We start from the raw sequence: 19,103 nt of genomic DNA on the forward strand, positions 1-19,103 counted from the left end.
AGAGTCTTGTAAGGAGGCAAAGGATTTATAGTTGTTTGTTGTTTCTCGCAGAGTCTTGTAAGGAGGCAAAGGATTTATAGTTGTTTGTTGTTTCTCGCAGAGTCTTGTAAGGAGGCAAAGGATTTTTAGTTGTTTGTTGTTTCTCGCAGAGGGGTGTAAGGAGGCAAAGGATTTTTAAGAAATTTATCTAAGTATATTATTATCTCTTTAAGCATAAAAAAAGCGCCTCAATAAATTGAGACGCCTTTCTTCTAACAATATTCTTGGTGAATTATTTACTCAGGTACATGCTCTTTTCTTTGAAAAGCTGTCTGAAGTATGGATCACGAAGATCTTTAATGAAGCGAATTGCTTCACCTGTTGATTTCATTTCTGGTCCGAGTTCCTTATTAACTCCAGGGAATTTATTGAAAGAGAATACTGGTTCTTTGATAGCAAAACCGGTAAGCTTTTTCTCAATTTTGAAGTCTTTCAGTTTTTTAGCACCGATCATTACTTTGGTAGCAATGTTCAGATACGGAACCTGGTAAGCTTTTGCAATGAACGGAGTAGTTCTTGAAGCACGTGGGTTAGCTTCGATCACATATACATTACCATCTTTGATAGCAAACTGAATATTGATCAATCCACGGATATTTAATGCTCTTGCAATTTTTTCAGCATAGTATTCCATAGTTGTAACCTCAATTGGAGAGAGGTTGAATGCCGGTAAAAGCGCATGGCTATCACCACTATGGATACCTGCCGGTTCGATATGCTCCATAACTCCCATTACATGGAAATCAGTTCCATCGAAGATTCCGTCGATTTCTGCCTCCTGGCAACGATCCAGGAAGTGATCGATCAGGATTTTATTACCTGGTAAGTGTCTCAGCAAGCTTAATACTGATTCTTCCAGTTCATCTTCGTTGATTACAATACGCATTCTTTGTCCACCCAATACATAAGAAGGGCGTACCAATACCGGGTATCCAACTTCTTTTGCCACTTCAATAGCTTCGTCGGTATTGTAAGCAGTTCCGTATTTCGGATAAGGAATACCTAATTCTTTCAGCATGTCGGAGAAGCGTCCTCTGTCTTCAGCGATATCCATGTTATCGAAGGAAGTACCAATAATCTTAACTCCGTTAGCTTCGAGGCGTTTAGCCAGTTTCAGGGCAGTTTGACCTCCTAACTGAACGATAACACCTTCTGGTTTTTCGAGCTCGATGATCTCCCACAGATTCTCCCAGAATACTGGTTCGAAGTAGAGTTTATCGGCCATATCGAAATCGGTAGATACCGTTTCAGGGTTACAGTTAACCATGATTGCTTCGTATCCGCAATCCTGAATAGCTTGTAAACCGTGAGTACAGCAGTAGTCGAATTCGATACCCTGACCAATTCTGTTTGGTCCGGAACCCAATACGATGATTTTCTTTTTATCTGTAACCTTGCTTTCGTTTTCGGTATCGAAAGTAGAATAGAAGTAAGGAGTTTTAGCTTCAAATTCAGCACTGCAGGTATCAACCATTTTGAAAGTACGGGTGATGCCTAATTCTTTACGTTTAGCATACACTTCATCTTCATCACAGTTGCCGAGGATGATTGCCAGCTGAGCATCAGAGAAGCCCATCTTTTTAGCATCTCTCAGAACATCTGGAGTAATAGTTTCCAGATCCAATTCTGCCAGTTGTTTCTCCAGATTTACGATATCCTGGATCTGGTGTAAGAACCAACGATCGATATAGGTAGCCTGATGAATGTGTTTTACAGACATACCGGCCATCAGCGCGTCTTTGATACGGAAGATACGATCCCAGGTCGGGCGTTTCAGCTTCTCGATCAGTTGTTCGCTCTTCATCAGGGATTTACCATAGTAGCCGAGGCCTAAAGCATCGTTCTCCAGGCTTTGACAAGCCTTTTGGAGGGCTTCAGGGAAAGTACGGCCGATAGCCATTACCTCACCTACAGATTTCATTTGTAATCCTAATGTATCGTCGGCACCTTTAAATTTATCGAAGTTCCAGCGAGGCATTTTCACGATAACGTAGTCCAATGCTGGTTCGAAGAAAGCGGAAGTTGTGCGGGTGATCTGGTTTTCCAGTTCATCCAGTGTATAACCAATTGCCAGTTTAGCAGCGATTTTTGCGATTGGGTATCCGGTTGCTTTGGATGCCAGTGCAGAAGAGCGGCTTACACGTGGGTTGATTTCAATTGCGATGAGCTCTTCAGTTTCAGGGTTGAGAGAGAACTGAACGTTACAACCACCGGCAAAGTTGCCGAGGTCGCGCATCATCATCATTGCTTTATTACGCATATCCTGGAATGCAGTGTCACTCAGTGTCATTGCAGGAGCCACGGTGATAGAATCTCCCGTGTGAATACCCATTGGATCGAGGTTTTCAACGGTACAGATAATAACAACATTATCTTTTTTATCGCGCAGCAATTCCAGTTCATATTCTTTCCATCCCAGTACTGCTTTTTCTACCAGTACTTCGTGGATAGGAGAAGCTTTCAGACCACGATCGAGAGCTTCGTCCAATTCGTCTTTACTGTGAACGAAACCACCACCGGTTCCACCCAGGGTAAAGGAAGGGCGAATAACTAATGGGAATCCGATCTCCTGAGCGAATTCTTTACCTTCCAGGAAAGAGTTAGCAGTTCTGGCAGGCGCTACAGGAATTCCCAGTTGAATCATCCACTGACGGAATTGTTCGCGGTCCTCTGCTTTATCAATTGCTTTAATGTCTACCCCTATCAGGCGAACATTATTCTTTTCCCAGATTCCCAGCTCGTCAACTTCTTTACAGAGGTTGAGGGCGGTTTGTCCACCCATGGTCGGTAATACGGCATCTATCTGGTTTTCTGCCAGAATCTGCTCAATGCTTTCCACTGTCAGCGGCAATAAATAAACTTTATCCGCCATCATTGGATCCGTCATGATCGTAGCCGGATTGGAATTAATCAAAATCACTTTAATTCCCTCTTCTCTCAGCGAACGTGCTGCTTGAGATCCGGAATAGTCAAATTCGCAAGCCTGCCCAATAATAATGGGGCCAGAACCAATAATGAGAACAGATTTGATAGATGAGTCTTTCGGCATTTGTATAATCTATTGAAAATGAAAAACCAGTTTGATCTTTCTGCCGTATGAGGGACCAAAAAAATCGTGCAAAGTTACGGAGATTGAAGCTTTCTACACAATCTTTTTTTCAAAAAAATATAAATAGTGAGAAAAAAATATATGAATGTTTAAAAATTGATATATAATTCTTCTTAAATTAAGAGTAAAAATGCATCCTTCCTGGCAAAATATTCTAAGAAAATATTGTAACAAACCCTTGTATGTTAAAGGGGTTAAAACACAGCCAATATTCAGTCTTTCTGCCAAATTAAAATATAACGGCAGAGCTGGCAGTATAAGATTCTCCTGGGAGGATATTAATACGAAAAGAGATCCTGGTTTAATATGGCATAAATCTTATAATCCAGAAAAAACGAGCTACGCCGGAGCAACTGAAGTTTTCCTAGAGCTTCCATCTGACAAATGTTACTTTAAACTTTTTACTGCCGGAAATTTCGTGAAATTTTTTTATAGCCTTCATCCACTTAGGAAAAGGTTTGGTGATCCTTATTTTGATAATTTGTTCGTTTTACTTGAAAAACCAAATGGTGCAATTCAACCAGTTTTTAATCGACTACAGCTACTAATAATGTTTGAATGGCACAAGTCGATGTTTCTCACAACTGATTTTATTGATCCTGCAACGGTTAAAAATTATCTTCATTTACGCATTTATAAACTGATATTCAGCGAATCGGATTTAGAAGCTATTTTTAAATATTGCGATGACTTAATTACAGAGCTTTACAGGTATTAAAATTTAATCCTGGCCGACATAATTGAAATAGATGCTCCCATTACAGCAATCAGTGCAAAAGCAATACGCAGGTTGGTAGCCTGAGAAACAAACCCAATTAACGGTGGTCCAAAGAGGAAGCCAAGATAACCGATGGTAGAAACAGTTGCCAGAGCCATACCGGGCGACATGATCTTAGACTTCCCGGCGGCGCTGTAAATCAGTGGAACTACTGCCGAAACACCTGCACCCACCAGCATAAAACCCAAAAAAGAAGTAGTGAAATATGGAAAGATAACAGCTATCAATAATCCTATTGCTGTGAATAACCCACTGCCCAGCAACATTTTCTTGACGCCAAATCTGGTAGTCAGATAATCAGCAATAAATCTGCCTGAGGCCATGGTACTCATAAAAGCAGCATAACCAGCACCTGATATTCCTGGTCTTGCCTCTACTACCCTTCTAAAATAAACTCCACTCCAGTCGAACATGGTGCCTTCGCAAATCATGCTACACATTGCAATAATTCCCAGTGTAAACAAAAACAGATCCGGCTTTTTAAATAAAGACGTAGGCGTACTGCTTTCGTTACCAGAATGCGTTAACAGGTGATTCATTGCAAATCCTACTATAGTCCAGGCCATAGCGCTGATAATAAGGAAATGATAAAGCGGCGGCAGATGCAGGAATGTCATCAAGGTACCGATAGCAGCTCCGGAGAAACCAGCTACGCTCCAAAGTCCGTGAAAAGAAGCCATAATGGACCTGCCATAAAGTGCTTCAACACCAACAGCCTGGGTATTTACGGCGATATTTGCCAGGTTTCCGCAAAAGCCGAATAGCATCAGAAACAGGCTTAACTGCCAGGATTCATGTGCCAGACCTAAGGAAGGCAACACAATAGCATAGGCTGTTGCAGCAAGTAACAGCACATTTCGACTTCCATATTTCGATACCAGGATACCGGCTATAGGCAGGGAAATAATGGAGCCTACAGGCAATGCCAGTAGTACACCACCTAATCCTGCATCGTTGAGATGCAAGGCTTGCTGAATATCCGGGATACGGGAAGCCCAACTGGCAAAACATAGTCCAGTCAGGAAAAATAACGAACTAACAGCTATTCTTGCTGCTCTCTTATTGCTCACTACCATTGTGACATCTGGTAACATCTCTAACAGAATAAGGAATTATTGATCAAATAACCTGAATTCCAAGGTTAACATATGGTTTAACGGATGGCAAATCCGGATTATCAGTGATGATGGTATCCAGATCTGTAATATTACATACTTTGAACGGTTCTGCAGTACCCATTTTATCACTTGTTGCCAAAGCTATGGTTTTATTTGCCGATTCCACCATTACACTTTTCACATCGGCTTCACCGAGGTCGAGCCCCGTTACACCGGCATTTGGGTGTAAACTGCAGATACCGAGGAAGCATATATCAGCTCTCACTTTTTCGAGCATTCTTATGGTATCCATACCTCCGGCAGTTTGGGAATCTTTTCCTATCAAGCCCCCGGTAAATATAACTTCGATTACCGGATGTTCTATCAGTAAAGAAACAATAGGTACGCTGGTGGTAATTACTTTAATATGGAGATCGGGCGGAAAAAGCCTTGCTAGTGTAAGCGTTGACGTTCCTCCATCCAGGATGATGGTTTGACCATTATGCAGAAATTTCAATGCTTTTTCTGCCATGTTCTTTTTATCGTCCGGATGGTATTTAATTCTTTCATTAAAAGAATAGGGGTTTGGAGAGTGAGGAATAGCTCCTCCCCTTACTTTAATCAGTTGCCCGTTTTGAGCCAATGATTCCAGATCTCTTCTTACGGTATCTTCAGAAACCTGCAAATCGTTACTCAGTTCGGTTTGCAGCACTTTATGATCGGTCTGGAGTTTACGAAGAATATAATCTAACCTTTCTTCTCTCAGCATAAACTTGCCATTTTATGCAATATTATGAAACTTTTTGCAATAATTTGCAGATTATTACATAATATTGCACAAAACCGCAAAATATGGCAAGAATTGCAATAGACATGGACAATGTCATGGCCGACCTAACCCAACATTTATTGGATGTATATGCAGAGCAGTATGGGATCAGAGTTGATCCGTCAGCTTTGGACAATGTACCCGAAGGGAGTGCTTTTCCGGAGGGGATTGCTTACAAAATATTGCAAAGTCCTGGTTTTTTCAGAGGGATACCTGTGATGAGAGACAGTCAGGAAGTCATCAAATCGTTATCTGAAAACCATGAAATATTTGTGGTTTCGGCAGCAATGGAATTTCCGGCTTCTCTGACGGAGAAGCTATCCTGGTTAAACGAACATTTCCCATTTATCAGCTGGAGAAACATTGTGTTCTGTGGTGCTAAAACGATTGTGGAGGCGGATTATATGATAGATGACCACGATAAAAACTTAAGCACATTTAAAGGTCAACCAATCCTGTTTAGTGCTCCACATAATCTTTCGCTTAGTGCTTATCGCAGGGTAAACAACTGGAAAGAAGTAGCGCAATATTTTGCGTTAGATACAGTTCCGGTTATCTGAATTTCAGGAGGGGGCATTATTTGGTTAAGGTAGCCTCCAGATCATTGATCTTTTGTTCCAGCGTTGCTATTTTTCTGATATGCTGGTGATTAGCCTCACAGATATCCAGATAAGCCTCCCTCCAATTCACTTCCTGCGTAAACAGGTGCGGAGTATCCAGGAATGATAAATCATTGAAAAAAGTTGATAATTTTTCCAGTTGCTGATTACTGAAGGTAGCTGTATCAACCCATTCAAAAACCTGATTGGGCAAAAGTTGCAGTCCTTCTACCAGATGCTCTATCTTCATTTTTTGTTTGCCCAAATGAAGTAGTAAGAGTTCTCCCTGATGACAAGGATTACCTTCTAATGAGCTCCAGTGATAAAATTCTTCCTGTGAAATCGGAATAGCAGAAAGCAGGGAAGCTAATTTGCTTTTCTTAATGTTTGCCTGCCAGAAGTAGCGATACAAGCCTTGCGGGCTCATGTTTACCTTCTTTGCATATTGTAGAATTACAACTTCTTTACGACGAAGAATTCTTCTTAATCTGGCTCCTTCATGGATAGTGTATGGAACAGACATGGCTCAATGATTGTTTTGGGTAAAAGGGGTTGATTTTGAGTAATCACAAATTTAGCACATTCGTACTCTAAATAAAAAATAAAATATCAAAAACAATGGCCGGTTTTCATTCTGTAAATCTTTCTATTTACGATAGACAGATAACTCTTTTTTAAGTTGTGCAATTTCATCCCGCTGTAGCAGGTTATCTTTTAAAAGTCTGTTGTTTTCTTCCAATACTTTATAATACTTCTCTCTAAGAATCAGCAGTTCATCATTATCAGCATACTTCATACTTTCCTGTATCATTGCCGGATTCAGAAAGGCTTCCGTAGACATATCCAGCCCTCTTGCCACTCTATCCAGTTCGTCAGGTGAGAAGGATTCCTTATCAAAAAAATTGTACATAGTACGCCGACTGATATTTAATCTGGAGGCCAGCTTACTTTTATTCAGTCCTTTTTCAGAAATTATTTGCGCCATTCTTTCTCCGTGATGCAAACTTTCCCCATTCAATACAGGATCACTGATGTTCCAACGCATAAACTCATCAGGAGTGATTCCGATGATGGAACAGAAACGCTCTAACGTGGTTCGTTTCATGTCACTTTTCCTAAGATAGTAATGAGCGATCTGGTTAGTGAAGCCGGCCATCTGTGCAAAATCTATCACTTTGATTTTTCTTTGCTTCAGTATCTGCTTCAATCTATTACCCATATGTATCAGGCTCGATTGCATATTCTCTTCTCCTGGTTTAAGGTTCTATTATCGTTTAATATAACAATTAATCTCTCACAATGTGAATAAAATTATCAATTTAACGAAAAAAATCCAATGCAGATAAGGGAAAGGAATATAACTATAACGAATACACGAAAATATTTTTAACAACAATAAATAATATTGTTTTAATCAAATTGATATCGTCTATCTGATAATGTATACCATACACATATTTTTGTAATTTTTTATTACAAATAACAATCTGATTATCATATTGAAACACGCCACTACACTGCATTTAAGCGAACATTAAAATTTTTTAATAAAGTAAATTTTAATGATTATAATTGCATCTTTGTAAAACATTTATATTACACTAAAAATATACGAGCAATGCAGTGTCTAATTTGTAACTATATTTTTTGTTGACCATATCCAAAACTTCAAATCATGCCACCATGGGTTCAGAGAAAACAAACATGCTCCTGGACATCCATACCTGGCTCTCGAACTTTCCGGTATTGTTCAGAGAGAAAGTATGTGAAGAGTGTAACTGGAGTACACCAACATTTTATCGCAAAATGCGAGGTAAGGATAAACTTAACCCCAAAGAGGCAGGAAAGATTATCCCCGCATTGAGTAATGCTGAAAAACAGAAGATCCAAGAGATCCTGGAAGAAGTGTATGCTTCAGGTTCAGAAATACTTACAAAATATAAGAGACCTTCAAAGTAGCCACCAAATCCACTGTCTGTAGAAAGCATTTATTACCTTCTGAAAGAGGCTGTATCAATAGTAATCTGAAGTACCAGAGAATGGTATCTATAACATTCTCCCCTTTAGATACCCGAATAATATCGGGTAAAATTACTATTGATACATCTTCTTTCATTTTTATCTAGTTTATGATCAATTTTCTTTTTTTGAACTAATTTTTTAGTTTTAAAAAAAGAACCCATGAAACGCTTACTACCACTCTGTTTAATAATCCTCCTCGCCTCTTCTCAATCAGCACTTTCTCAACAGTCTTCCATCAATAAAACAATAGTTATGGAATACGTGCAAAACCAACAATTCAGAGAAGCCCTGGAGTATGTTCAGCCCAAATTCCTTACTTCAAATATTCAAGACCTCTCCCTCTACGCCTATCTTCAATACCTCAATGGCAACCTCAAAGAAGCAGCAACCCAATATGAACAAGTATTGCAGCTCGACAGCAATCAACTCGTTGCTCATCAATATCTGACCAGTATATATAAAGACAAACCTGAAGATGCTATACCTCATTACCTACATATTATCAGGCTACAACCCAATAATGCTATGGCTTTCAGACAACTGGCATTCGCCTTTTACCGTATTAAAGAATCTGATACCGCTTTCTTCTTCCTAAATAAATCTTACTCCTTAAACAGTAAAGACCCCATTACAGCTTCCCGCCTGGCCGATGAACTAATAGACCGCAATAACTTTATGAGAGCAGATAGCATCCTTTGCTCTTTTATTGAAACTGATAGTACCGATCTAAATGTCATCACCTCCTCTATCCGGCTGGCCTGGCGATTGGGCGATTACTCCCGCTGCATCATGTTTGGTAATCAAATGATGAATGCCAAACAAATTTCTACCGCCTTTAGCTATGTTATTGCAGCGCAATACCGCCAGAAACAATACAAAGAATGTATTACCATTTATGATTATCTGGCCCCGCTTAATCAGGCCAGTCCAAATATCATGTACTTTACAGCATTGGCCCATACCGCTCTCAAAAACTATGATTCCAGTAATAACCTGCTACAGATTTGCATAGACCTGGCCACTTCCGTAAGCCTCGATGATTACTATACCGGCAAATCCGCCAATTATGAAGGGATGAAACAATATAAATCGGCCATTGCAGCTTTAGATACCGCCTGGTATCTTTTCCAACGCCCCTTGCGTCAATACAGCATCGGACGTATTTATGATGTAAACCTGGGGAATAAACAAAAGGCCATAGTACACTACAAACGCTATCTAACAACGAAGCCTGAAAGCCCTGAAGAAAAAGCCATTTACAAATATTTAAAGGAATATGTTGGAAAATAATCTGGCTTTTTAAAAAATTTTAGAATTTATCTTAATAAACCATTCAGGTTTTCGTAAATTTAAATCCCGTTAGGAAAAACGAATGTATTAAACAAATAAACAATCACGGTGCTATGTCGTACCCATACCAGATTAAGAGTATTGAAGATTATCAGCAGGCTTACCAACAAAGCGTTATGGACCCGGAAGGTTTCTGGGCAAATGTAGCAGACCATTTTTACTGGCGCCGCAAGTGGGATAAAGTACTGGAATGGAATTTTAAAGACCCGGAAATAAAATGGTTTTCCGGAGCAAAACTTAATATCACTGAAAACTGCCTGGATCGTCATTTAGGTACTCTCGCCAATACACCGGCAATTATCTGGGAGCCCAACGATCCGGAAGAAAAACACAGGGTACTTACATACAGAGAGCTGTATAATAAAGTATGTCAGTTTGCCAATGTTTTGAAAAACAACGGTGTTAAACGTGGCGACCGTGTATGTATTTACATGGGAATGATCCCGGAACTGGCAATAGCGATGCTGGCATGCGCCAGAATCGGTGCTGTTCACTCAATTGTATTCGGAGGCTTCAGCGCCCAATCGATCGCTGATCGTATCCAGGATGCGCAATGCAGCCTTGTCATCACTTGTGATGGTGCCTACAGAGGAGCTAAGGATATTCCACTGAAATCGGTTATTGATGATGCTTTGATGAGCTGCCCTTCAGTGAAAAAAGTGATCGTATGCACCCGCACCCGCACTCCCGTTAGCATGCTGAAAGGAAGAGATTTGTGGTGGGAAGATGAAATCAAACAAGTGGAAACTATGGGCAACCCTGCCTGTCCGGCTGAAGAAATGGATGCAGAAGATCTTCTCTTCATTCTTTATACTTCCGGATCTACAGGTAAACCTAAAGGTGTTGTACATACGACCGGTGGATACATGGTTTACGCGAATTACACTTTTGTAAATACCTTCCAGTACCAACCAGGTGAAGTATACTTCTGTACTGCCGATATAGGTTGGATTACCGGACATAGTTATATCGCTTATGGCCCTCTGAGCGCAGGTGCAACCACCCTGATGTTTGAAGGCGTACCTACTTACCCGGATGCCGGCCGTTTGTGGGAAATAGTTGACAAATACCGTGTAAATATTCTCTATACTGCTCCTACTGCCATCCGTAGCCTCATGAGCTTTGGATTAGGACCAGTAAACCATAAAGACCTTAGCTCTCTGAGGAAGTTGGGAAGTGTTGGTGAACCAATCAATGAAGAAGCATGGCATTGGTTTAAAGATAATATCGGTAAAGGCAAATGCCCTATCGTAGATACCTGGTGGCAAACCGAAACAGGAGGTATAATGATTACACCTATTGCCGGCATTACCAAAGAAAAACCAGGATATGCAACTTTACCATTACCAGGTGTTCAACCAGTACTGGTAGACGAAAACGGTAAGGAACTTAAAGGCAACGGCGTTAGCGGTAACCTTTGCATCAAATTCCCATGGCCCGGAATGTTGCGTAGCACCTACGGCGACCATGAACGTTTCCGCAAAACCTATTTCTCTACTTATGAGAATATGTACTTTACCGGCGACGGCTGCCTCAGAGATGAAGATGGTTACTATCGTATTACCGGCCGTGTAGATGATGTATTGAATGTTAGTGGCCACCGTATTGGTACCGCTGAAGTAGAAAATGCCATCAATATGCACGCAGGGGTTGTTGAAAGCGCAGTAGTTGGCTATCCTCACGATATTAAAGGACAAGGTATCTACGCCTATGTTATTATGGAACGACTAACTCATGATCCTGAACTAACAAAGAAAGATATAGCTCAAACAGTATCCAGAGTGATTGGTCCGATTGCCAAGCCAGATAAAATCCAGATTGTGAGCGGGCTACCGAAAACCCGTTCCGGTAAAATTATGCGCCGTATCTTGCGTAAGATTGCCGAAAACGAAATGGACAACCTGGGAGATACTTCTACCTTGCTGGACCCAGCAGTCGTAGAGGAGATCAAAAGAGGAAGATTGTAATTCAATATAAACAGATAGCAGCCGGTAAGTCAGTTCTTACCGGCTGTTTTTTTTAATATCATCCAACGTGAAACGTATTTTAAAAACAAGCGGCTATACCCTACTTGTTGTTATAGTTCTCTTCAATATTATTGCGGCCTTTCATGCCTGGCAGTTTACTCATTTCTATGATGAAAACCATGTCAATAAATTACCGGAACAAATGAGTACGGGCGAGAAACTCAGGATGGTATTATTTGGTGTTCATATTGCCAAATCAACTACCCGCCAGTATCCTGATACCCCCTATGAAAAAGTAATGCTCCCTTCTACCAATAAATTACTGATCGAGGGTTGGTGGATTCCTGTTATGCAGGCCAAAGGTACCGTCATACTATTTCATGGTTATAACGGCAATAAAGGCACATTACTCCCTGAAGCCAGCTATTTCAGAAGTTTGGGGTACAACACTTTTTTGGTCGATTTCCGGGCGCATGGAAATAGTCAGGGCTTAACTTGCAGTGTGGGTTATAAGGAGGCCGGTGATGTATTAACTGCCTGGAACTATGTATCTCAAAAAGCAGCTGGTCCAATTGTTCTTTGGGGAGTAAGTATGGGAGCGGCTGCTATTATGAAGGCAATTCCTGAGTACCACCTGACCCCACAGAAAATTATTATTGAAAGCCCGTTTGCCACGCTTACAGATGCAGTAAAGAGCAGGATGAGAGCTGTTAATCTTCCTCCTACTCCACTTTCTCAGATATTAACATTCTGGGGAGGCTTAGAACAGGGGTTCTGGGGGCCAGGTTTCAAACCAGCAGAATATGCTCACGATATCCATATGCCTGTTTTGTATTGTTATGGAGCAAAAGATATCCGGGTGGAAGCCCATGAAACAGAGGAGATCTTTTCACAGTTAGGAACCAAAGACAAACAGTTGCATATTTTTCCTAATGCAGGCCATCAGTCTTTCTGCCAGCACGACTCCGCAACCTGGCATCAGTTGGTGCGAAGCTTTTTACAATAAAAAAGCGCGCACCATACGAGTGGTGTGCGCCCTTCACAGGATCCTGACCCGCCATGTATATTTGAGTCATGGTGCCACTCTCGTAACACCACTAGATGCCGCATCAATACCTGCTTTTTAAAGTTACAATGTATTGCTGCCATACGGAATCACCGGGTAAAATATCCCGGGCGGCATCAGCGACGGATAACTACAGGAGTACCCACTTTAATTACTTCATATAATTCGTTGACATCAGCATTTTTCATGCTGATGCATCCCAGTGTCCAGTTGATTTGTCCATCCACATAATTATCTCTGATTCCCGAATTATATTCTACTCCATGAATTCCTATTCCTCCACCAATTGTAGCATTGGAAGAAAGCCGGCCTGTGGATTGAAGCTGATGAAATTTTTCCCAGGAATTTTCATTGGGGTAATCGAGTAGCATAAACCTGCTCCAACTTTTATCGATACGCTTACTTTGAATGTGGAAAGTGCCTTCAGGGGTACGTCTGTCACCCTCTGCCTGTTTATCTCCCTGATCTTTATTACCAAATACTACTTTATAGATTTTACGCAGTGTAACATCTTCATAGAGATATAACCGGTAATCACTTTTATCTATCAACAAAAAGATTTTATCCGGATCAATATTTCCGGAACTGATATGCACATTATATAAATCTGGTTCTTTAATAAATCCACCAAGTGGAAGTAGCAGCATTGCTACCACACAGTTTAAGCACAGCTTCTTCATAGGATAAAAAATACAAGGGGATTAACGTTGCAAAAAGAATAATTATTGTTTTCTTGTGGCATAAAAAAAGGTAGGGTTTCCCCTACCTTTTCATTTTAAGAGTAGTTTATTAGTATCCGAAAATTTCTTCCAGAGAAAGTTTCTTCACTTCTCCATACTTCTTAAGATCATCTATGCTGATCTTATTTTCTGAAGCCAGGATTGAATATGTATAAGGCTTTTTAGCCAGATACTGATCATGGAATTGTTTTACCTGATCGAAGTTCATTCCATCAATTGATTCGTAAACCTGTTTACGGATATCGGTATTGAGGCCCAGTTTCTGAGCAGCGATATAGCTGAAAATGATACCATCATTAGTAATCCTTTCTGTTTCGATATCCTGTTTCAGACCTTCTTTAGCAGTAGCTAATAATTTATCAGAACGAGGCAGGTCGTTCAGCAATTCGTTCATTGCTGTTACAGCGTCGTTCATTTTATCTGCCTGACTACCTACATAAGCCATGGTTGTATATCTTTCACCTTTTTTATCAGGGCTCATATAGTAAGCATAAGTAGAATAAGCCAGGGCTTTGGATTCACGTATAGTTTGGAAAACTATAGATCCCATTCCACCGCCAAAATAGGAGTTGAACAAAGATATAATACCAGTTTTTGCAGGATCATAGGCATCATCATTTCTGATCCAGTTAACTTCTGTTTGAACCATGTCGTAGTTGGTAAACAACACCTGGTTTTTATCCTGGGTAGATTTGCTGAATGTAGTAGCAGCAGGAGCAGTTGTAAAGGTTGCAGGCAGGGTATGCAGCTTTTTCACATCAGCAGTTGCTTCATCCAGGGATTTAGGGCCCCAGTAAATAATTGTATGCTTGTAAGTAGGCAAAGTATGCAGGATGTTCACCAAATCTGTTGCTGTAATAGCATCAAGCTCACGTTGACTTAACTGATAATTAAACGGATTTTTAGCACCATAGATAGCATAATTGTTTAAGCCTTTCATGATAGCACCCTTATTCAGCTTATTATCAGCACGTCCTTTCAGGAGGCGGCCTTTCAGGGCAGCAAGTGCTTCCTCATTAGGCTTACAGTTGGTGATAATATGTTCGAACAGGGCAACCGCTTTATCGAAGTTTTCCTGTAATCCGGTAATGCTAACTACTGTATTATCATTAGAAGTGCTTACATTGAAGCTACATGCGATGTTGTAAAACTCTTTACTGATCTGTTCGGCAGTATATTTATCTGTAGACAGGAACTGAAGATATCCGGCTGCGAGTGGTAATTTTTTATCATTCCAGCTACCAACATCGAAGCGGTAATAGAGTCTGAACAGGCTATTATCTTTGTTCTGAACATACATTACTTCTGCATTTCCAATAGTAGATTTCTGAATATCTTTCTGATAATCTAACCATTGTGGTTTTACAGGAGTAGCAGGCATTTCCGCTATTTTAATGAGGAAAGGCGATTGAGCTTCACGGTTTACTTCAACAGGCGTGATAGCAGGTTTTTCAACCTTCTGAATGTCTTTATCTTCTCCTTTGCGTTTGTAAACGATCACATAATTGTTACCGAAGTATTTGTTGGCATAATCAACAATTTCCTTTTTAGTAACAGTGCTCATATCATCAACATAAGCTACATCAAAAGCCCAGTTTTTACCTTTACTTTTAATGAAAGCGTCCATCATTGAGTTAGCGCGATCACCATTTTTTTCAAGGCTTTGGAGTTCGCCAAGTTTGTAGTTATTAACGATAGCTTTAACCAGTTTTTCGTCGAATTCTCCTTTCTTCAGGATATCTAATTGTCCGAGCAGCAGGTTTTTTACTTCATCGAGGGTTTGGCCTTGTTTGGCTTTGCCGCTCAATGTGAAGACAGAATAATCTTTAAGAGAAAGGGCTCCGGCGCTTGCGTTGAGCACTTTTTGTTGTTTATTGATATTCAGATCGAGTAGTCCGGCTTTTCCATTTTGCAGGATAGCGGAGATTACACCCTGAATAAGGCTGGCTTTAGTATCTAAAGCACCAGGAGTTCTGAAAGCAATTTCAATACTTTCAGCATCCGGGCCATAAACTTCTTTTACGATAGGTGCTTTAATCGGAGCTTCAGGAGCTGGGTTGTATTCCTTAACTGGTTTGGATTTCATGTATCCAAACTGGTTGTCGATGGTTTTGATTACGTAATCGGGATCAAAATCACCAGCCATTACAACAGCCATATTATTAGGTACATAATATGTGTTGTAGAAATCGCGGATAACTTTCAGGTTAGGATTTTTCAGGTGTTCAACGGTACCGATGGTAGATTGCTGACCATAATTGTGAGTAGGGAACAATGCAGCCAACATGGTTTCGTAAACTTTACGGCCATCATTATCGAGGCCTCTGTTTTTTTCTTCATATACTGCTTCCAACTCGGTATGGAACAAGCGGAAAACCGGGTCACGGAATCTTTCAGCCTGAACTGTGAGGTATTTATCTATGGCATTTGAAGGAATATCTTCTTCATAGATAGTTTCTTCTACCCAGGTATGCGCATTTGTACCTTGGGCACCCATTCCCGCCATCATTTTATCATATTCATTAGCGATAGCATATTTGGCGGCAACACCGGATACGCTGTCGATTTGGTGATAAACTGCTTTGCGGGCAGTAGGATCAGTGGTTTTGTTGTAGGTGTCGTACAGATCAGAAATCTCATTGATCAATGGTTTTTCTTTAGACCAATCGAGAGATCCGAAATTTTCGGTTCCTTTAAACAGTAAGTGTTCGAGGTAGTGGGCAAGCCCTGTGTGATCTTTTGGATCGTTGTTGCTACCGGCTCTGGTACCAATAAGGGTTTGAATACGTGGTTCTTTTTTGTTAACGCTTAAGATTACAGTCAGCCCATTTTTTAAGGTATAAAACCGGGCTTTCATTGGGTCGTTAGTCACGTACTTATAAGTATATCCTCCGGAGGTGGCTTCTTTCCATTGGAATTTTCCCTGGGCAAATGCGCCTTGCAGGGAGCATGCCAACAGGCATAGTAATACGACTCTTTTGAGACTCATACAATAGTTGGTTTTTTGGAAATTATTCCATCAAATATACCGGAAGTGGAAAATATTAAATGCAAAAAAAATGATAAATATATGAGCGGTAGGCATAAGGTTAACAAATCGATTGTAATATCGATAAAAGCAAATCGGTATAAATCAGATTATTCAGGGGTTATTATTGTCTAGTGCAGCACCATTTTCGATATCATGAAAGATGCTATTTTGCCTGATGAGGGCAAGATTATTCTTTAAAGAATCATTTTTAGTTTTAGTTGATCTTTTCCTGGTACCGATATTTATTTTTTTTGCATAGACAACCGGGGCTACCAATGCTTTTTCGGCAGTTTTAATATACTGTGCAGGAATAGTTACCGGAAATACGGCAACTGGTAATTGTTGAATAGTTTGAATAGAGTTTTCCTTTTCAGTAGTTACACCAACAATACGCTTATCAAAGGAATGAATTAACGCAATGCAACCAATGCATGTCATTAAAGCAACAAAAGAACGCATAAACACAATTTAGGACTGGTCAATTTAAAATTCTTAAAATCCATTTAGCCGAAGACCGATTGAAAATGGATACTGTTGTAACCCGTAATCATGCAGAGGAGTGAGTGCAAAATTTCCATACAGCTTAACAGGGCCATATCCCAGCTCACCTGTCAATCCAAAACGCCATTTGTTTAGATTGAAGTCATCAGTTTTTCTAACTTTTCCTCTCTCTTCACTGATTTGCTTGGTTCTGGACTTAAGAAGATAACCACCGGAGACGCCAACACTAGCCTGGAAAGCTCTTCCAGGTTTAGCGGGGTTAGAATTAAAGTTCAGCATTAGCGGAATGGAAATGTATTCAGCAAATAGCTTGTTCTTTGAAAATTCTACGGTATCTCGGATTATTTGGGTAGGATAGCCTGGTAAATAAGTGATATTACGGGCATACCTATAGTTATTCATCTCTAGACCCAGAGCATATAACAAGTTTAATTTGTGTTTTGTTAAATTCAATCGTTGTTGGAACAACCAAATATTGAAGTTGATTGATTTTCCCGTGATTAATTTAAATTCAGAAGGGGTCAAAGGTTTACTGGCCTCTCTGGGAGCAAAGTTGGCTAAAGCAGCCGGGGAATAATCATAGGACTTACTTACAATAGAAGCCTGGGCCCCATTGAAGTAGGCTGAATTATTAGGATAGTAGTTAATAAATGAAGCTCCGGAATACTCACTTCTATCTAAATAATTATTAAACCCAATATCAAATACAAACCATTTAGTTTGCAGATTCTTTTTGAGTTTATTGCGTGCATAAGCCGTATCCTTATAGAATTTATAGCTACTACGGCCTTTGTCGTTTTTACTTTTTAAAATGATCAATCCTTTGATCTGGATTGTATCTGTGCTGGGGAGTCCTTTATTCTCAGTCTTCTGTGCACTGACCCATTCGCCACATAACACCAGTAACAAAATGAGTAAAATTTTATACTTCATATGCTATTTTCCAACATTTATGGTTCATTTCCTTCTACGGGAGAAAAGTTTTGCTACGTTAGTAACCTTGTCTAAAATCTTGCTGTCACTACCACTAACAGATATAATCAGTTCACCAGGTGGCTGTGTTTGAGTTGAGGAAGTGACAACAGGTTTATTATCTTCTATATTTTTATTTACGATTTGTGTACTGGTGGCCAGGATTGTTTCTTTTTTAATCTCGGCTCCTGAAATAGGTTCTGCGGCCGCGCTTGCTACTTGCTGCAAGTGCTCGGTTACCACTTCTTCAACTGCATTTCTTTGTGGTGGTAATTGTACTAATGTACCAACCTGGCTCTTTTCAGGCTCAGCCTGCTTATCTTGTGCGCCTTGTAATTTGTGTGTCTGCAGCTTTTGCTGAGCAACTGTTTTAGCCTTAGCAGGCTCTACATTGGCCAAAGTTGGAGTTGCTTCTTCATTTGGAACCGGTACCGGAACTGCATTAGGAGTAACAGTAGTTACACTGGCAATATTTGGAGCGGTTACCGGAACTTCAGGTTGATGAGTTGGTAATACCCAAACAATAAATCCGGCTACTACTGCAGCGATTGCAGCACTCCATCCAATTCTGCGGTAAATAGTTCCTGTTTTGGCTGAACGACGATACAGTGAAGATTTATCACCAAATACGATACTGCTATCAGGTGTTAATTTTGCTTGCCTGAATATTGTCAGTTCTTTTTCAGCTTCCGTAGTGGTATTGACATATTGCAACAGCTTTTCTGTTGATACATCATCCAATTCTCCATCGATGTAGCTGAGCATTAAATCGGTATATGCTTCAGAATCAATGTTTTGTTTATAAAGCACTGCTTTATGATCAAACACGACATCGGTATCCGGAGTTAGCTTGGTACCTTCAAGCAATTCCAGTTCTTGTTGCAGATGGGGATATTTAAGAAGGAATTGTTGTAACAATGTTACTTCTTCCTCATTAAGCTCACCATCGACGTAGCTAAGAAACCAAGATTCGTAATTTGATATGTTAAGTTCGTGCGACAAA

At 40.2% G+C, this 19,103-nt stretch carries 16 protein-coding genes; 6 read left to right on the forward strand and 10 right to left on the reverse strand.

The window, feature by feature from the left end; translation table 11 throughout:
* Positions 1–271: 271 nt before the first annotated feature.
* The gene (gene carB, locus DVR12_RS09385) at positions 272–3,088 is read right to left on the reverse strand and encodes a carbamoyl-phosphate synthase large subunit (protein ID WP_116975419.1); all 2,817 of its coding nucleotides are present in this window, start codon (positions 3,086–3,088) and stop codon (positions 272–274) included.
* Positions 3,089–3,278: 190 nt separating this feature from the next.
* On the opposite strand from carB, the gene DVR12_RS09390 reads away from it, so the two are divergent.
* Entirely contained in the window at positions 3,279–3,866 is a 588-nt protein-coding gene (locus DVR12_RS09390; RefSeq protein WP_116975420.1) for a hypothetical protein, read from the forward strand.
* Here the strand turns inward: DVR12_RS09390 and DVR12_RS09395 are convergent.
* Positions 3,863–5,020, reverse strand: a complete 1,158-nt coding sequence (locus DVR12_RS09395; protein WP_116975421.1) for an MFS transporter — start codon at positions 5,018–5,020, stop codon at positions 3,863–3,865. The genes DVR12_RS09390 and DVR12_RS09395 overlap by 4 nt on opposite strands.
* 25 nt (positions 5,021–5,045) lie before the next feature.
* On the reverse strand, positions 5,046–5,792 hold the full coding sequence (locus DVR12_RS09400) for a DeoR/GlpR family DNA-binding transcription regulator (RefSeq protein ID WP_116975422.1): 747 nt from the start codon (positions 5,790–5,792) through the stop codon (positions 5,046–5,048).
* Positions 5,793–5,875: 83 nt separating this feature from the next.
* On the opposite strand from DVR12_RS09400, the gene DVR12_RS09405 reads away from it, so the two are divergent.
* The gene (locus DVR12_RS09405; protein ID WP_116975423.1) at positions 5,876–6,412 is read left to right on the forward strand and encodes a 5' nucleotidase, NT5C type; all 537 of its coding nucleotides are present in this window, start codon (positions 5,876–5,878) and stop codon (positions 6,410–6,412) included.
* A gap of 16 nt (positions 6,413–6,428) precedes the next feature.
* Here DVR12_RS09405 and DVR12_RS09410 read toward each other — a convergent pair whose 3' ends face one another.
* Together DVR12_RS09410 and DVR12_RS09415 are read right to left on the reverse strand one after the other, a co-directional pair.
* Positions 6,429–6,974 (reverse strand): hypothetical protein, encoded by a 546-nt coding sequence (locus DVR12_RS09410; RefSeq protein WP_116975424.1) that lies wholly within the window; start codon positions 6,972–6,974, stop codon positions 6,429–6,431.
* 123 nt (positions 6,975–7,097) lie between these two features.
* Positions 7,098–7,691, reverse strand: coding sequence for a helix-turn-helix transcriptional regulator (locus DVR12_RS09415; RefSeq protein ID WP_116975425.1), 594 nt, complete (start codon positions 7,689–7,691; stop codon positions 7,098–7,100).
* Between the two features lie 443 nt (positions 7,692–8,134).
* Here DVR12_RS09415 and DVR12_RS09420 point away from each other — a divergent pair, with 443 nt between their 5' ends.
* The 4 genes from DVR12_RS09420 (at position 8,135) to DVR12_RS09435 (ending at position 12,796) form a co-directional block, all read left to right on the forward strand.
* The gene (locus tag DVR12_RS09420) at positions 8,135–8,410 is read left to right on the forward strand and encodes a hypothetical protein (protein ID WP_116975426.1); all 276 of its coding nucleotides are present in this window, start codon (positions 8,135–8,137) and stop codon (positions 8,408–8,410) included.
* 222 nt (positions 8,411–8,632) lie between these two features.
* Entirely contained in the window at positions 8,633–9,763 is a 1,131-nt protein-coding gene (locus tag DVR12_RS09425; protein WP_116975427.1) for a tetratricopeptide repeat protein, read from the forward strand.
* 113 nt (positions 9,764–9,876) lie between these two features.
* Positions 9,877–11,790: an acetate--CoA ligase gene (gene acs, locus DVR12_RS09430; RefSeq protein ID WP_116975428.1), complete on the forward strand. Its 1,914-nt coding sequence runs from the start codon at positions 9,877–9,879 to the stop codon at positions 11,788–11,790.
* Positions 11,791–11,857: 67 nt separating this feature from the next.
* Positions 11,858–12,796 carry an alpha/beta hydrolase gene (locus DVR12_RS09435; RefSeq protein ID WP_116975429.1) on the forward strand — a complete coding sequence of 313 codons (939 nt, stop codon included), beginning with the start codon at positions 11,858–11,860 and terminating at the stop codon, positions 12,794–12,796.
* Between the two features lie 176 nt (positions 12,797–12,972).
* Here the strand turns inward: DVR12_RS09435 and DVR12_RS09440 are convergent, their stop codons facing one another.
* The 5 genes from DVR12_RS09440 to DVR12_RS09460 form a co-directional block, all read right to left on the reverse strand.
* Positions 12,973–13,536, reverse strand: a complete 564-nt coding sequence (locus DVR12_RS09440) for a L,D-transpeptidase family protein (RefSeq protein ID WP_116975430.1) — start codon at positions 13,534–13,536, stop codon at positions 12,973–12,975.
* A gap of 109 nt (positions 13,537–13,645) precedes the next feature.
* Positions 13,646–16,585 carry a M16 family metallopeptidase gene (locus DVR12_RS09445; RefSeq protein WP_116975431.1) on the reverse strand — a complete coding sequence of 980 codons (2,940 nt, stop codon included), beginning with the start codon at positions 16,583–16,585 and terminating at the stop codon, positions 13,646–13,648.
* 153 nt (positions 16,586–16,738) lie between these two features.
* Positions 16,739–17,086: a hypothetical protein gene (locus DVR12_RS09450; RefSeq protein WP_116975432.1), complete on the reverse strand. Its 348-nt coding sequence runs from the start codon at positions 17,084–17,086 to the stop codon at positions 16,739–16,741.
* A gap of 33 nt (positions 17,087–17,119) precedes the next feature.
* On the reverse strand, positions 17,120–18,061 hold the full coding sequence (locus DVR12_RS09455) for an outer membrane beta-barrel protein (RefSeq protein ID WP_116975433.1): 942 nt from the start codon (positions 18,059–18,061) through the stop codon (positions 17,120–17,122).
* Positions 18,062–18,085: 24 nt separating this feature from the next.
* Entirely contained in the window at positions 18,086–19,102 is a 1,017-nt protein-coding gene (locus tag DVR12_RS09460) for a hypothetical protein (RefSeq protein ID WP_116975434.1), read from the reverse strand.
* Between the last annotated feature and the right edge of the window lies 1 nt (position 19,103).

Origin of the sequence: Chitinophaga silvatica (genome assembly GCF_003419895.1) — a bacterium.
Classification (GTDB): Bacteria; Bacteroidota; Bacteroidia; order Chitinophagales; family Chitinophagaceae; genus Chitinophaga; species Chitinophaga silvatica.

Excerpts from the sequence above, each read along its gene's own strand:
- carB (WP_116975419.1), bottom strand. The coding sequence starts at position 3,088 with ATGCCGAAAGACTCATCTATCAAATCTGTTCTCATTATTGGTTCTGGC.
- DVR12_RS09390 (WP_116975420.1), top strand. The coding sequence starts at position 3,279 with ATGCATCCTTCCTGGCAAAATATTCTAAGAAAATATTGTAACAAACCC.
- DVR12_RS09395 (WP_116975421.1), bottom strand. The coding sequence starts at position 5,020 with ATGTTACCAGATGTCACAATGGTAGTGAGCAATAAGAGAGCAGCAAGA.
- DVR12_RS09400 (WP_116975422.1), bottom strand. The coding sequence starts at position 5,792 with ATGCTGAGAGAAGAAAGGTTAGATTATATTCTTCGTAAACTCCAGACC.
- DVR12_RS09405 (WP_116975423.1), top strand. The coding sequence starts at position 5,876 with ATGGCAAGAATTGCAATAGACATGGACAATGTCATGGCCGACCTAACC.
- DVR12_RS09410 (WP_116975424.1), bottom strand. The coding sequence starts at position 6,974 with ATGTCTGTTCCATACACTATCCATGAAGGAGCCAGATTAAGAAGAATT.
- DVR12_RS09415 (WP_116975425.1), bottom strand. The coding sequence starts at position 7,691 with ATGCAATCGAGCCTGATACATATGGGTAATAGATTGAAGCAGATACTG.
- DVR12_RS09420 (WP_116975426.1), top strand. The coding sequence starts at position 8,135 with ATGGGTTCAGAGAAAACAAACATGCTCCTGGACATCCATACCTGGCTC.
- DVR12_RS09425 (WP_116975427.1), top strand. The coding sequence starts at position 8,633 with ATGAAACGCTTACTACCACTCTGTTTAATAATCCTCCTCGCCTCTTCT.
- acs (WP_116975428.1), top strand. The coding sequence starts at position 9,877 with ATGTCGTACCCATACCAGATTAAGAGTATTGAAGATTATCAGCAGGCT.
- DVR12_RS09440 (WP_116975430.1), bottom strand. The coding sequence starts at position 13,536 with ATGAAGAAGCTGTGCTTAAACTGTGTGGTAGCAATGCTGCTACTTCCA.
- DVR12_RS09445 (WP_116975431.1), bottom strand. The coding sequence starts at position 16,585 with ATGAGTCTCAAAAGAGTCGTATTACTATGCCTGTTGGCATGCTCCCTG.
- DVR12_RS09450 (WP_116975432.1), bottom strand. The coding sequence starts at position 17,086 with ATGCGTTCTTTTGTTGCTTTAATGACATGCATTGGTTGCATTGCGTTA.
- DVR12_RS09455 (WP_116975433.1), bottom strand. The coding sequence starts at position 18,061 with ATGAAGTATAAAATTTTACTCATTTTGTTACTGGTGTTATGTGGCGAA.